11 protein-coding genes are annotated in these 14,160 nt (G+C 65.0%); 6 read left to right on the top strand and 5 right to left on the bottom strand.

All coding sequences use genetic code 11. From position 1 onward, the window contains the following. Positions 1–38: 38 nt before the first annotated feature. The 3 genes from mglB to OKC41_RS11905 form a co-directional block, all read right to left on the bottom strand. Entirely contained in the window at positions 39–1,025 is a 987-nt protein-coding gene (gene mglB / locus OKC41_RS11915) for a galactose/glucose ABC transporter substrate-binding protein MglB (protein WP_010676016.1), read from the bottom strand. Between the two features lie 219 nt (positions 1,026–1,244). Beyond that, entirely contained in the window at positions 1,245–4,319 is a 3,075-nt protein-coding gene (locus OKC41_RS11910) for a beta-galactosidase (RefSeq protein ID WP_201895014.1), read from the bottom strand. A gap of 643 nt (positions 4,320–4,962) precedes the next feature. Next, positions 4,963–5,967, bottom strand: coding sequence for a substrate-binding domain-containing protein (locus tag OKC41_RS11905; protein ID WP_010676018.1), 1,005 nt, complete (start codon positions 5,965–5,967; stop codon positions 4,963–4,965). Between the two features lie 216 nt (positions 5,968–6,183). Between OKC41_RS11905 and galE the strand changes: the two genes are divergently transcribed. The 6 genes from galE to bacA all read left to right on the top strand — a co-directional run bounded on the left by galE (position 6,184) and on the right by bacA (position 12,760). Then, complete coding sequence (gene galE, locus OKC41_RS11900; protein WP_042864774.1) at positions 6,184–7,197, top strand: UDP-glucose 4-epimerase GalE; 1,014 nt, start codon at positions 6,184–6,186, stop codon at positions 7,195–7,197. A gap of 49 nt (positions 7,198–7,246) precedes the next feature. Further along, positions 7,247–8,305 (top strand): UDP-glucose--hexose-1-phosphate uridylyltransferase, encoded by a 1,059-nt coding sequence (locus tag OKC41_RS11895; protein ID WP_039039638.1) that lies wholly within the window; start codon positions 7,247–7,249, stop codon positions 8,303–8,305. After that, a complete protein-coding gene (gene galK / locus OKC41_RS11890) occupies positions 8,302–9,450 on the top strand; it encodes a galactokinase (RefSeq protein ID WP_069784957.1) in 1,149 nt (382 codons plus the stop codon). Before OKC41_RS11895 ends, galK begins: the two co-directional genes overlap by 4 nt. A gap of 27 nt (positions 9,451–9,477) precedes the next feature. Then, the gene (locus OKC41_RS11885) at positions 9,478–10,545 is read left to right on the top strand and encodes a galactose-1-epimerase (RefSeq protein ID WP_270672054.1); all 1,068 of its coding nucleotides are present in this window, start codon (positions 9,478–9,480) and stop codon (positions 10,543–10,545) included. A 149-nt stretch (positions 10,546–10,694) separates the two neighbouring features. Beyond that, on the top strand, positions 10,695–11,690 hold the full coding sequence (locus tag OKC41_RS11880; protein ID WP_128296079.1) for an aldo/keto reductase: 996 nt from the start codon (positions 10,695–10,697) through the stop codon (positions 11,688–11,690). A gap of 254 nt (positions 11,691–11,944) precedes the next feature. Then, entirely contained in the window at positions 11,945–12,760 is an 816-nt protein-coding gene (gene bacA, locus OKC41_RS11875) for an undecaprenyl-diphosphate phosphatase (protein WP_010676024.1), read from the top strand. Between the two features lie 112 nt (positions 12,761–12,872). On the opposite strand, the gene OKC41_RS11870 is transcribed toward bacA, so the two are convergent. Next, a complete protein-coding gene (locus OKC41_RS11870; protein ID WP_270672052.1) occupies positions 12,873–13,538 on the bottom strand; it encodes a ChrR family anti-sigma-E factor in 666 nt (221 codons plus the stop codon). After that, the gene (locus tag OKC41_RS11865; RefSeq protein WP_010676026.1) at positions 13,531–14,100 is read right to left on the bottom strand and encodes a sigma-70 family RNA polymerase sigma factor; all 570 of its coding nucleotides are present in this window, start codon (positions 14,098–14,100) and stop codon (positions 13,531–13,533) included. Before OKC41_RS11865 ends, OKC41_RS11870 begins: the two co-directional genes overlap by 8 nt. Between the last annotated feature and the right edge of the window lie 60 nt (positions 14,101–14,160).

Genomic DNA, 14,160 nt, shown 5'->3' with positions numbered 1-14,160 from the left:
AAGAGGGCAAGGGGATCTCCCTTGCCCTGAGGGGGGAATTACTCGAATTGGGACAGGTTGTCTTTGTCTACGCCCACGTAGGCAACGCGGACGACCTTGTTGTCGATCTTCCAGTTGGTGCCTTCACCGGCCGGCTTGCCTTCGGCCAGGTTCTTGGTCAGCTCGAAGGTGGCCTTGGCCTGGTTGGCCGCATCGTTCAGCACGGTACCGGCCATGGCACCGCTCTTGACCATGGCCAGGGCTTCCGGCAGGGCGTCAACACCGAACACCGGGATGGCGGTCTTGCCCTGGGCCTTCAGGGATTCCACGGCGCCCATCGCCATGCCGTCGTTGTTGGCGATGACCACTTCGATCTTGTTGGCGTTCGGACCGGAGATCCAGGCGTCCATCTTGTCCTTGGCCATGGCGGTATCCCACATACCGGTATCCATGTGCAGTTGCTCGGTCTTGATGCCGCCATCGTTCAGGGTCTTGACGACGTAGGTGGTGCGGGCTTCCGCATCCGGGTGGCCAGGCTCACCCTTGAGCAGCACGAACTGGATGACGCCATCCTTGTTCAGATCCCACTCGGGGTGCGCTTTCCAGTGCTTGGCGATCAGCTGGCCCTGGATGATTCCGGACTCCTTGGAGTCGGTGCCCACGTAGTAGGCCTTGTCATAGCTGGCCAGGTCGGCCGCGCTCGGTTCCTTGTTGTAGAAGACCACGGGGATCTCGTCCGCACGGGCTTTCTCAATCACGACAGGGGCCGCCGCCGGGTCAACCAGGTTGATGGCCAGGGCCTTCACGCCCTTGGCCAGCAGTACGTCGATCTGGTCGTTCTGCTTGGACTGGTCGTTCTGGGAGTCGTTCATCAGCAGTTCCACACCCGGGGTGGCCGCCGCTTCTTTCTCGATGGCCTTGCGCACCACGGCCATGAAGTTGTCGTCGTACTTGTAGACGGTGACCCCGATACGGGTATCAGCCTGGGCTTGGGCTCCCGCCATCAGTCCCATCAGCAAGGTGGCAACTGTCGTGAGTTTTTTCATTGTTATGCTCCGATCTCTATCTGTTTTTTGTAGGGAATGCTGTACACCGTTTGAGCTGGCGCCAGCCTAATGTAATCAGTTTGTTGTGAGGCGGTCTGTGATCCTGGCAACAAAATGAAAACGTTTACACTCTGTTACATAGCCGTAATATTGTTAAAAATTAAATAGTTACGTGAGAAACCGCCTTTGGATCTCGCCATCTCGCGACGGCGGGTCCGGCTAGCTCAGACGGCAGTGCCACTGATAACGCCCCGGCAACAGCCAGAACTCGGGCCGCACACTCTGGCTCCAGGAGTCGTCGCCTCCCACCCCCATGTGGAAGCCATCGAGGCACAGGTGCGTGCCCCCCAGAGCCACCAGATCGGTCTGGTGACGGGCTTCGGCCAGCTGCTGCTGACTGTAGCGGCTGACGCTGAAGTGGAAGCGCCCCTCCACCGCCAGATCCCCCAGTTGCAGTGCGCGGGTATCGCAGCGCAGTCCGTTGTCGGTGGGGAAGACATAAGGGGTGTGCAACGCCTCGATGGGCAATTGCCAGCGACCGAGATCGGCGGCGAGCAGGCGATCCGGGTAATTCTCGTGGGGGCCAAGCCCCAGCCAGCTCACCGGGGCACCTTCGGCCGGTTCATCAGCCAGCCAGAGCCGGGCACCGATGCGCGGCAGGGAGGGCATGTCGGCGGCCACCTCCACCTCGATGGCGAGGTGCATGGCGCCCTCCCCGTCCACCCTGTGATGCCAGCGGGTCAGGATCTTCGGCTCGTCACCCACGAAGTAGCCGTGGTGCACCGTGATAAGACCCAGCTCCGGACTCGCCTTCAGGCCGAGACAGCGGTGCTGCAGATCATTGAGTCCGGCCTCCTGCCAGCGGGCAATCCAGGCGTTGGGATCGGCGTGATCCGCCTCGCTGGTGCCGATATCGTTGTCGAGCGGCGCCCGATAGAAATGATCGGCGATGGCGTCGCGCAGCCGCTCGCGGCCCTGCTTCTGCCAGCTGACGATGCGACCACTGGCCTTGTCGAGCTGCCACAGGGAATCTGCGGCGCCAAGCACCCAGTGATCGCGCTGCTCGGTCAGGCTGACCGCCGGGCAGGCCGACGGCAGCGCCAGGGGCGCGGGCAACAGGCATTGCTGGCGAGCCACCTCGTGACCCGCTCCGGCCCAGGCCGTGGCGGTGGGCTGCACGATGGCGAGATCCAGCCAGGCAAGCGCCCCCGGCGCAAAGGCCGGCAATTGCTCCAGCAGGGTCAGCGTCACGCTCTCCCGGGGGGCCAGCTCGAGCGAGCATTCACCCTGGCTCACCACCACGCCGTCTTCACACAGACGCCACTGCAGAGTCTCGTTATCCGTCTCGCGGAACAGGTATTCGCTGCGGATCTCCACCGTCAGCGGCTGGCGACCCTGCAGGGTAAGAACGAAGGGCTGCTGGGCACGCCGGGCTTCAAACAGGGAGGGATGGGGGGTGCGATCGGGGAACAGCAGGCCGTTGCAGCAGAACTGGCGATCGTTGGGAGTGTCCCCGAAGTCGCCACCATAGGCCCAGAAATGGCGGCCATCGTCGGTCTGCTTGTCCAGCCCCTGATCGACCCAATCCCAGACAAACCCACCCTGCAGCCGCGGATGATCGCGAAATGCCTGCCAGTAATGGGCATAGCCCCCCAGGCTGTTGCCCATGGCGTGGGCGTATTCGCACAGGATCAGCGGCCGGGTCTCTTCCGGCAGGCCGATCCACTTGGCCAGCGCCCACTTGGGCACCGCCGGGAAGGGTTGATCTTGGTGGGTACGGGCATACATGGGGCAGATGATGTCGGTGGCCGGGGTGTCGGCCCCGCCCCCTTCGTACTGCACCGGGCGGCTGGGATCCGCCCCCTTCACCCAGCGATACATGGCGTCGTGGGCCGGGCCATAACCTGATTCGTTCCCCAGGGACCAGATGATGATGCAGGGGTGGTTGAAGTCCCGGGCCACCATGCGGGTAACCCGCTCCAGGAAGGCGTTGCTCCAGGCGGGATCCCGCGCCAGCCGCCCCATGGGGGTCATGCCGTGGGTCTCCAGGTTCGCCTCGTCCACCACATAGAGGCCGAGCCGGTCGCACAGGCGATAGAACTCGGGGTGATTGGGATAGTGGGAGCAGCGCACCGCGTTGAAGTTGTGCCGCTTCATCAGCAGCAGATCCTGCTCCATGTCGGCCGGGGTCACCACGTGACCCGTGGCGGGATGGTGTTCATGGCGATTGGCACCACGAATCAGCAGGGGCTGACCGTTGACCCGCAGCAGGCCGCCACGGATCTCCACCGCCCGAAAGCCCACGTCATGGGCTTCGCTCTCGAGGACGCTTCCCTGCTCGTCCAGCAGGGTCAGGGTGAGGCGATAGAGGTGCGGGGTCTCGGCGCTCCACTTGTGTGGCGCCGTTACCGTCAGCCACAGCTCGGCGCGATCGTCATACACCCCTTTCTCGTCGATGGCCTGGGTGCCAATCTGCTGGCGCAGGGTCGCCACCCGCTCGTCGCCATCATAGAGGTTGGCCTCCACCGATAGACCGGCTCCGTTGGCCGCCTGCAATTCAACCTTGAGGCGGGCATCCCGGTAGCAGGCGTCGAGCTCGGGCGTCACTCGGATATCCATCAGATGACGGGCCGGTTTGTGCAGCAGGCTGACGGAGCGGAAGATGCCGCTCATGCGCCACATGTCCTGATCTTCCAGATAGGAGCCGTCAGACCAGCGCAGCACCAGGACGGCGAGGCGGTTGGCCCCGGCCTGAAGGAAGGGGGTCAGATCGAATTCCGCCGGCAGCCGGCTGTCCTGGGAGTAGCCGACCCAGCGGCCGTTGCAGAAGAGGTGAAACGCGCTGTCCACCCCGTCGAAGATGATCCGGGTCTGCCCCTCGGCCAGCCAGTCTGCAGCAACGGTGAACTCGCGGGAGTAGCAACCGGTGGGGTTCTCGGCAGGCACCCGGGGCGGGTCGCAGGGAAAGGGGTACTTGATGTTGGTGTAGATGGGCACATCCGTGACGGGCCGCGCCCCCGGATAGGCCGCAGCCAGTTGCCAGTTGCCCGGCACCTTGATGGGGCAGGCATCCGGCAGATCCTCCACCAGCCACTGCTCCGGCACCCGCTCCGGGGCCTCGAACCAGGAGAACTGCCACTCGCCGTCCAGCAGCAGGCGGGAAGGTGACAACCCCCCTATCCTGGCTTCCCCTTCACTGCGCCAACTGGACAAGGGGGTATGGGCTGGCAACCGGTTCACGGCGGTGATCCCCTGGGTCTGCCAATCCTGACGGGCCACTATCTCCCTGAGCATGCTTCACTTCTCCCTGCATTCACGCTGAAAACCACTGCAGTGTAGGAGAGTTTTGCCCGGTGATCGGCGATCCCGCTCACACAGATGTAAACGATTACACTCGTTTTGTTAAGTAAAACGGAGTAAAAATCGGATAAATCCGAGTAAATAACCCCACGGGGGAAAAGCGGACCTTCGGAAGGGCAAAAGATGCCCGGGAGTGTGAAACCGGGAGGCAATGGCCGAACCAGCTGAGCAAGCCATGGCAAAGACCCGACATCACGCCCCCCCCGCTCCATCAGGTGCTGGAGCGCCTCAACCCGGTTCCGGGCACGCAGCCCGGTCTCTCGAAGGAGTGTGCAGAGGCCACGAGAGCCCCTGCCCGGCGCAGAGAAAAGCCATGGCGAGCGTCTGGCAGGATCTGGCAAGAAGTGAGGCTCGGCAGACCGGGGGAGAGGGGCTCGTGACAGACGAGCGGGAAGGACTGGCGAGTTCGGCAGGCAGGGAGCGTGAGGGGACGGTTATCACTCCTCAGACAGTCCTTTATGGTCTGCGCTAGCCATGCTCTGAGCTATCTATCGTCTGAGCTATGGGGGCGCTTTATATGCTGCAGTACGGGTTCGCCAGGTGCAGCGCTTGCGCCGACGAGGCGCAAGCGCTGCGATCAGGACCTGACGGGAGCTACCGAATGGCGGTTGATCAGGGTGGGGGTATAGATGCGGCTCTGCACCGATTCGCTCTCCCCTGCGGCGAGTTGCAGCGCCAGCTTGGCCGCCTGGGCCGCCATCAGCTCGATGGGATAGCGCATGGTGGAGAGCTTGGGCCTCAGGTATCTGGCGTAGATGATGTCATCGAAGCCTACCACAGACACCTCTTCCGGCACCTTGAGGCCGTTGTCCGCCAGCACAGAGATGGCCCCTGCCGCCATGGCGTCGTTGTAGGCCACTACCGCCGTGATGGGCAACCCCTTGGCCAGCAGGTTGAGCATGGCGCGCTCGCCCCCCTCTTCATTGGGCATGCCGCTCTCCACCAGCTCGGGATCGGCGAAGACCTCCGCCTCCGCCAGGGCATCCTGATAGCCCTGGTGGCGCAACAGCGCATCCTCGATGGCGTGATCCGAGCTCAGGAAGGCGATATGGCGGTGGCCGAGATCCAGCAGATGACGGGTGGCGGTCGCCGCACCCTGGCGGTTGTTGAGGGCGATGCAGCGCCCCCTCAGACTCGGAATGTCGCGGTTGATCAGCACCATGCCGGGGGCGCGCAGGGCGTAGTCGACCAGCTCCTCGTCGCCGAGCGCCTTGCTGTGCACCACCAGTGCCTCGCAGCGTTTGCCGATGAGCAGCTCGATGGCCTCCCGCTCCTGCTGGGCGCGGTGAAAACCATTACCCATCAACAGATGCAAGCCCTGCTCCACCGCCACCGCCGCGACCCCTTTGACCAGGGCGCCGAAGAAAGGATCCGCCACGTCGCCCACCACCACTCCCATGGTGTCACAGGTCTGGCTGACCAGGGCCCGCGCGTTGGCGTTGGGGGTATAGCCCAGCTCGGCCATGGCCTTCAGCACCACCTCGCGGGAGGCGGCACTGGCCTTGGGTGAGTTGTTCATCACCCGTGAAACCGTTGCCACTGACACATTGGCCAAACGGGCGACATCCTTGATGGTGCTCATGCTGTTTTCACTTATTTCACGCTGCAACTGGCCGCATTATACCGTTCAATGTCACTGATAACAGGGGGAAAAATCAGAACTTGCCACATTGGTCGATGAAAACAAGTGTAATCGTTTACACATATTTGTTAAGCAGCTCACAGTTTGCCCGTCAGCCCCTCGGCTAGACTCCTGCTCAGGCTTTCCTGATGCGAGGAGTTGAGGGTGGAACAACGGATGAAAGTACTGGTCACCGGCGGTTGCGGCTACATCGGCAGCCACACCTGTCTGGCCTTGCAGGCCGCAGGCATGGAGCCCGTGGTGGTGGACAACCTCTGCAACAGCAAGGCGGGCGTCCTGACCCGTGTCGCCGCCATCAGCGGGCGCGAGCCCCGCTTCTACGAAGGGGACATCCGTGACCCGGCCCTGCTGGATCGCATCTTCAGCGAGCAGCACATCGACGCCGTGATCCACTTCGCCGCCCTCAAGGCAGTCGGCGAGTCGACCCGCATCCCGCTGGACTACTACGAGAACAACCTGAGCGGCACCCTGGTATTGCTGCAGGCGATGAAACGGGCCGGGGTACGCAATCTGGTGTTCAGCTCGTCGGCCACCGTCTACGGCGATCCCGCCAGCACCCCGATCCGGGAGGATTTCCCCCGCAGCGCCACCAACCCCTACGGCCGATCCAAGCTGATCATCGAGGAGATCCTCGAGGATCTGCAGCGGGCCGAGCCCCACTGGAGTATGACCCTGCTGCGCTATTTCAATCCCGTCGGCGCCCACGAGTCCGGCACTCTGGGGGAGGATCCTCAGGGCATCCCCAACAATCTGATGCCGTTTTTGACCCAGGTCGCCATCGGCCGACGCGACTGCCTCTCGGTCTTTGGTAACGATTACCCAACCGTCGACGGCACCGGGGTACGGGACTACATCCACGTGATGGATCTCGCCGAAGGGCACGTCAAAGCTCTGGAACACTGCGCCGGACGGGGCGGTGTCCACGCCTACAACCTGGGCACGGGCCAGGGCCAGAGCGTGTTGCAGATGGTCGCGGCGTTCGAGGCCGCCTGCGGTCGGCCCCTTCCCTACCGAATCGAGCCACGGCGCCCCGGCGACATCGCCGAGTGCTGGGCCGATCCCGCCAAGGCCGCTCGGGAACTGGACTGGCACGCCAGCCGGGATCTCGCTGCCATGTGCGCCGACAGCTGGCGCTGGCAGTCCGCCAACCCCAATGGTTACGAGGCGTAGGCCCTGGCCTGCGCCTTCGGATGTATTCAACTCACAGACTGGAGTGATGATGTTCAACCCCGTTGATCACCCCCACCGCCGCTTCAACCCGCTCACCGGCCAGTATGTGCTGGTCTCCCCTCACAGGGCCAAGCGCCCCTGGCAAGGCCAGGTCGAGAAGGTGAGCCTGGCGCCGAGCCAGGCCCATGATCCCGACTGCTTCCTCTGTGCGGGCAACACCCGGGTGACCGGCGATATCAACCCCGACTATCAGGGCACCTTCGTCTTTACCAACGACTTCGCCGCCCTGATGCAGGACACCCCGGCCGCCGACGCGGCGCCGGATCCCCTGCTGAAGCTGGAAGCCGCCCGGGGCACCAGCCGGGTCATCTGCTTCTCGCCGGATCACGGCAAGACCCTGCCCGAGCTGCCCCTGCCCGCCATCGAAGGGGTGATCACCACCTGGATGGACCAGGTGGCCGAGCTCTCTGACCAGTGGGAATGGGTGCAAGTCTTTGAAAACAAGGGCGCCGTCATGGGCTGCTCCAACCCGCACCCTCACGGCCAGCTCTGGGGCAGCGACTTCCTGCCCAACGAGATTGCCCGGGAAGAGGCGCACCAGCGCGCCTGGCTGGCCGAACACGGCCGTCCCCTGCTGCTGGACTATGTGGAGCGGGAGCTGGCGGATCGCTCCCGCATCGTGGTGGAGACCGCCCACTGGCTGGCGGTGGTGCCCTTCTGGGCGGCCTGGCCGTTCGAGACCCTGCTGCTGCCCAAGGCCCATGTCCCCTCCATGCTGGATCTCACCCGGGAACAGCAACAGGACCTGGCCATCGCGCTCAAGGAGCTCACCAGCCGCTACGACAACCTGTTCCAGTGCAGCTTCCCCTACTCCATGGGCTGGCACTTCGCCCCGCCCCGTTCCGACTGCCCCGAGGCGTGGCAACTGCACGCCCACTTCTATCCGCCCCTGCTGCGCTCCGCCACGGTGCGCAAATTCATGGTGGGCTTCGAGATGCTGGCCGAAACCCAGCGCGATCTCACCCCGGAACAGGCGGCCGAACGGCTGCGCGCCCTCAGTCCCATCCACTACAACGACCAGAACCAGTCCAACGAGGAGGCCCTATGACCCCGAGCCAGCGCGTCAGCGCCGTGTTTGCCGAGCAGTTTGAGCAACAACCCGACCTGCTGGTACGGGCTCCAGGCCGCGTCAACCTCATCGGCGAGCACACCGACTACAACGACGGCTTCGTGCTGCCCTGCGCCATCGACTACGAGACCTGCGTCGCCATCGGCCTGCGCGGCGACAACCTGGTCGAAGTGATCGCCGCCGACTACGACAACCAGCGCGACCGGTTCAGTCTCGATCAACCCATCGATCACCACCCCAGCCAGCGCTGGAGCGACTACATCCGCGGCGTGGTGAAACACCTGCAGGCACGGGGCCACGCCCTGCGCGGCCTCAATCTGGTGGTCTCCGGCAACGTGCCCCAGGGGACGGGTCTCTCCTCCTCCGCTTCCCTGGAGGTGGCCATCGGCCAGGCCTTCAAGGAGGCCCAGGGGCTGGCCATCAGCCAGGCGGAAATCGCCCTCAACGGCCAGCAGGCAGAGAACCAGTTCGTCGGCTGCAACTGCGGCATCATGGATCAAATGATCTCCGCGAGCGGCAGGCAGGATCACGCCCTGCTTCTCGATTGCCGTTCCCTGGAGACCCGGCTCATCCCCATGCCCACCGATCTGGCGGTGCTCATCGTCAACTCCAACGTGCGCCGCGGCCTGGTGGACAGCGAATACAACACCCGTCGCCAGCAGTGCGAAACCGCCGCCCGTCACTACGGGGTCAAGGCCCTGCGGGATCTTGACCTGGCCACGCTGGAAGCGGGCAAGGCCGGGCTGGACGAGGCCTGCTATCGCCGTGCCCGCCACGTGGTCGGCGAGAACGCCCGCACTCTGGCGGCGGCCGATGCGCTGGCACAGGGCGATCTGGTGCGCCTCGGCGAGCTGATGGGCCAGTCCCACGCCGCCATGCGCGATGACTTCGAGATCACCGTGCCTCCCATCGACGGCCTGGTGGAGATCATCAAGGCCCGGATCGGCAGCGAAGGCGGTGTGCGCATGACCGGCGGCGGTTTTGGTGGCTGCGTGGTCGCTCTGCTGCGCCCCGAGAAGGTGGCCGAGGTGATCGCCGTGGTGGAGGCGGAATACCCGGCCCGCTTCGGCCTCAAGGCGGACTGCTACGTCTGCCGTGCCAGCGCAGGGGCCGGCAGACTGTAACGCACGCCTGACAACGGGTGACGCCCCCTGCCCGGCACTCGCGACGCTGGCAGGGGGCGACGGGATCACGACGGGGAACCGCAAACCATGATGAAATTCGAGCTGGAAAACGAGGAGGGACTGCGGCTGCGCGGTCTCGCATACGGGGCCACCCTCACCTCCCTCACCCTGCCGGTGGCGGGAGAGCGACGGGAGGTGTTGCTGGGCTGCACCGACGAGGCCTACCTCACCCAGCAGGTATGGCTGGGGGCCGTGGCGGGGCGCTTTGCCAACCGCATCGGCGGCGCCCGCCTTGAGCGGGAAGGCCAGTGCTGGACGCTGGACGCCAACCAGGGGGCCAACTGCCTGCACGGCGGGCGCGACGGGTTCCATCGCCGCACCTGGCAGATCAAGGAGCAGGAGGCGGACAGGGTCAAGCTGGCGCTCCTCTCCCGGGCGGGGGATCAGGGCTTTCCCGGCAATCTGAGGGTGAGCCTGGAGTATCGGCTGGAGCAGTGCGATCTGGTGGTCGATTTCTGCGCCAGCACGGACGCTCCCAGCCCGGTCAGCCTCACCAGCCACGCCTACTTCAACCTGGATGGCGGTGGCGACATCCGCCACCACACCATCAGCCTAGACGCCGACCGCTACCTGCCCACGGATGACCAGAGCCTGCCGCTGGCCATCGCCCCGGTGGAAGGCCCCTTCGATCTGCGCGCCCCCCGCCCCATCGGCCAGGCGTGGCTGGACCACCCCCAGCAGCAGTTGGCCAAGGGGTACGATCACGCATTTCTGCTCAACAATAGCGATTTTGAGCCTGCTGATGAGCCGTTTGGTGGGTCCAATCAGCCATGGGCCGCCCGGGTGATCTCGGGGGATGGCAAGCTGACCATGGCGGTCTACACCAATCAGCCCTCCCTGCAGTTCTACAGCGGCAACTGGCTGACCGGCACACCGGATCGTCAGGGCCGACCCTACCGGGATTACGACGGCTTCTGCCTGGAGGCCCAGCAATTGCCCGACAGCCCGAACCGGCCCGCCCTCGGCGATCCCTGGTTGCTGCCGGGGCAGCGTTATCGCCACCAGACCCGTTATCGCTTTATTCCTGCCCCCTGACAGCCCCGCTCGGGCAGACGAAGGGGCACGGGCGCGCCGCCACGTCATGGCGGCCCCGGCCCCGATGGCACCGCCGAATCAGCCGGAGTGAGGCCCGCCGCAGGGCCCGTCGCTCCTCATTGCACACCAGCCCAAGGAACCGCACCGTGATGGATGACAACTACCTCGCCGCCCCCGACCGCTACCAGCGCCAGCCCTACCGACCGGCGGGCCGCCACGGCCTGCGCCTGCCCGGCATCGGTCTGGGCCTTTGGCACAACTTCGGCGCCGGGAGCGATCCCGCCACCGCGAAGGCCATGGTGCATCAGGCGTTCGATCTGGGGATCACCCACTTCGATCTCGCCAACAACTACGGGCCCCCACCGGGATCTGCCGAACTGACCTTCGGCACGCTGCTAAAGAGGAGCCTGGCTCCCTATCGGGACGAGCTCATCATCGCCAGCAAGGCGGGCTACGTGATGTGGGACGGCCCTTACGGCGATGGCGGCAGCGCCAAGTACCTCTTCGCCAGCCTGCACCAGAGCCTGCGCCGTCTGGGCCTCGACTACGTGGACATCTTCTATCACCACAGGCCGGATCCCCGCACCCCGCTCGAGGAGACCTGCCAGGCCCTGGCCCTGATGGTGCGCCAGGGCAAGGCGCTCTACATCGGCCTCTCCAACTACCCGGCCCCGCTCGCGGCCAAGGCTGCCGCCCGGCTGGCGGAGCTCGGCACCCCCTGCCTGGTCAACCAGCTCAAATACTCCCTGTTCCAGCGCGATGTTGAGCCCGACACCCTGCCGGCCTGCCGGGAGCACGGCATGGGGGTGGTCGCCTTCTCGCCCCTGGCGGGAGGGCTGCTGAGCGATCGCTACCTGGCAGGCATTCCCGCGGATTCGCGTGCCGCCAGTGCCAGCCCCTTCCTCACGGCGGACCAGATCACCGAGGAGAAGCTCGCCACCGTCCGCGCCCTGCATGCACTGGCCCTGCAACGGGGTCAGTCCCTGTCGCAACTCGCACTGCAATGGGTGCTGCGCGACCCCGTGGTGAGCTGCGCCCTGATCGGCGCCAGCCATCCCCAACAGATAAGGAGCGCCGTCGACGCCCTGGGGCAGCCCCCCCTGGACGATGATCTTCAACAGAAAATCCTGTCCATACTGGCCTGACAGCACAAAAAGGTCATAAAGACGAGGGCATCTGGCGTGACTGCCCTGTCAGAACGTGACGGGGCAGTCATGGTTTCTGACAACATGCTTCAAGCCGCGCCCTGCATGGTCCGCCAGCGCCCTTTCCCGGCCGGGACAGGGCGCTGAAATCCCCAATATTCACTGGTTGCCCGCGCGATTTTCCGCCATCATTGGCCGCCCCGACCCGTTCGGGGTTGATTTTATCCAGACCCCATAACCAAGAGATCTGCACCATGACCGAATCCTACGCCCTGTTCGTCGCCTTTGTGCTGGGCATAGTGGAAGGCCTGACCGAGTTCCTCCCCGTCTCCTCCACCGGCCACATGATCATCGTCGGCCACCTCCTCGGGTTTGAAGGACCCAAGGCCGCCACCTTCGAGGTGGTGATCCAGCTCGGCTCCATCCTGGCAGTGGTCGTCATGTTCTGGCGCCGCCTGTTCGGACTCATCGGCATTCACTTCGGTCAGAAACCGACCCCGGGCCACGCGACCCTCTCCCTGGTGCACGTCATCCTCGGCATGCTGCCCGCCGTGGTCGTCGGGCTGGCCATCCACAGCTGGATCAAGGCCAATCTGTTCGGGCCGGAAACCGTGATGTATGCCCTGGTGGCCGGCGGCATCCTGCTCATCATCGCCGAAAAGTTCCGCCCCGCCGTGACCGCGGAGACCCTGGACGACATCAGCTACAAGCAGGCCTTCGGCATCGGCCTGTTCCAGTGCCTGGCACTCTGGCCCGGCTTCTCCCGCTCCGGTGCCACCATCAGCGGCGGCATGCTGATGGGCATCAGCCGCCACGCGGCAGCGGAATTCTCCTTCATCATGGCGGTACCCATGATGATCGCGGCCAGCGGCCTGGATCTCTACAAGAGCCGCGATTTCCTCTCCATGGCGGACTTCCCCATGTTTGCGGTGGGCTTCGTCACCGCCTTCGTGGTGGCCATGGTCGCCATCAAGACCTTCCTGGCGCTGATCCGTCGTCTCGACTTCATCCCGTTCGCCATCTACCGCTTCCTGCTGGCCTTCGTCGTCTACCTGGTCTTCGTAGCCTGATGGGCTTCGCCGCCAAGCAACACAAAAGGGACCCGAGGGTCCCTTTTTTGTTGCCGTGATACCGCCTCAGTCGCGCAGCAGCCCGCTATCGCCGAGCCGCCGTGAGCCCAACTCAATAGAGGTGCTGGCTGATGCCGTTGAGCAGCCGTGACAGCCCCTTGGTGAACTGCACGGGGGCATCCTGCACCGTGTAACAGAGGCAGCCGTCCGGGGTACGGGGGCTGTGGGCGTGGCTGGCGTCACGCCAGATGAAGTCCCCCGCCTGATAGCGGGTGTCGCCATCCTCGATGGTGCCCGCCAGCAGCAGGGTCAGCTCATATCCCTTGTGGGTGTGCTCGGGGATCCGCCCCCCCGCCCCGATGTGCAGCAGGTTGGCCCGCGCCCCCATCTCGTCCAGGGGCAGGCTGACCTGACGGATGGCCCCGAGATGACGCCACCTGGGGGCATGATACCGTGCCAATGCCCGCGGCAGCCGGTAACTGTGACCCGCCACCCTGAGCTCTGGCCTCGGGCTCTCGGGAAGGGCGAGCGCCGCCTCCGTCACCACCGGCTGTTGCAGTATGCCCGCCAGCATGGCATCGAATCCGGCGGGCAGCGCCTCGTCCGGCGCGTCAGGGGCGAGATGCTGGCACGCCAGCGCCTCTTCAAATTCCTTCACCCGGGCGGCGCACTCGGGGCAGAACTCGCAATGGGCGGAGACACCGACGGCCAGCGGCAGAGGCAGCTCGTCGGCGGCGAAGGCGCGCAGCATGGGTTCAGTCGGATGGGTCTTAATCATGGCCTTGCTCCACTTGTTCCTTCAGTTTCTGTAGTGCCAGCCGCAGCCGGGACTTGATGGTGCCAAGGGGCACGCCGAGCCGGTCGGCCAGCTCCTGCTGGGAGAGCTCCTGCAGGTAGATGCCGCGCACCACCTGCTGCTGCGGCTCCGGCAGCGTGGCGACATAGTGGGCCATCTGGCGGGTCAGCACCGCGTCTTCACCGCCGCTCAGGTGCTCCTCTTCGGCCCGGAACTCCAGCAACGGCCAGATCTCCTCGGCGCAGAGCTCCTCCTTGCTGGCGCGGCGGCGGCGCAGCATGTCAAAGCTCTGGTTGCGCATCACTGTGTAGATCCAGGTGGTGGCGGCGCCCTTGTCGGGGTGATAGAGCCGTGCCTTCTGCCAGACCAGCAGCATGGTCTCCTGCACCAGTTCCATGGCGTTGGCTTCGCTGCCGAGGTGGCGCAGCCCGTAGCTGCGGATGCGCGGCGCGAAGTGGTGGAACAGGGTGGCGAAGGCAGCCTTGTCGGCACGCTCGGCCACCCGGACCAGCAAAGATGTGAGGTCGCCGTCTGGGTTGTCCATGGGGGGCGATGTCCTGCGTGGAGCCGATTGTGGTTGGCCAGTATATGCCATTGCGCCATC

The sequence above is a fragment of the Aeromonas sp. QDB17 genome, from assembly GCF_027705305.1.
In the GTDB taxonomy this organism is placed as follows: domain Bacteria; phylum Pseudomonadota; class Gammaproteobacteria; order Enterobacterales; family Aeromonadaceae; genus Aeromonas; species Aeromonas caviae.
This window is presented reverse-complemented; position numbering and strand designations above follow the sequence as displayed.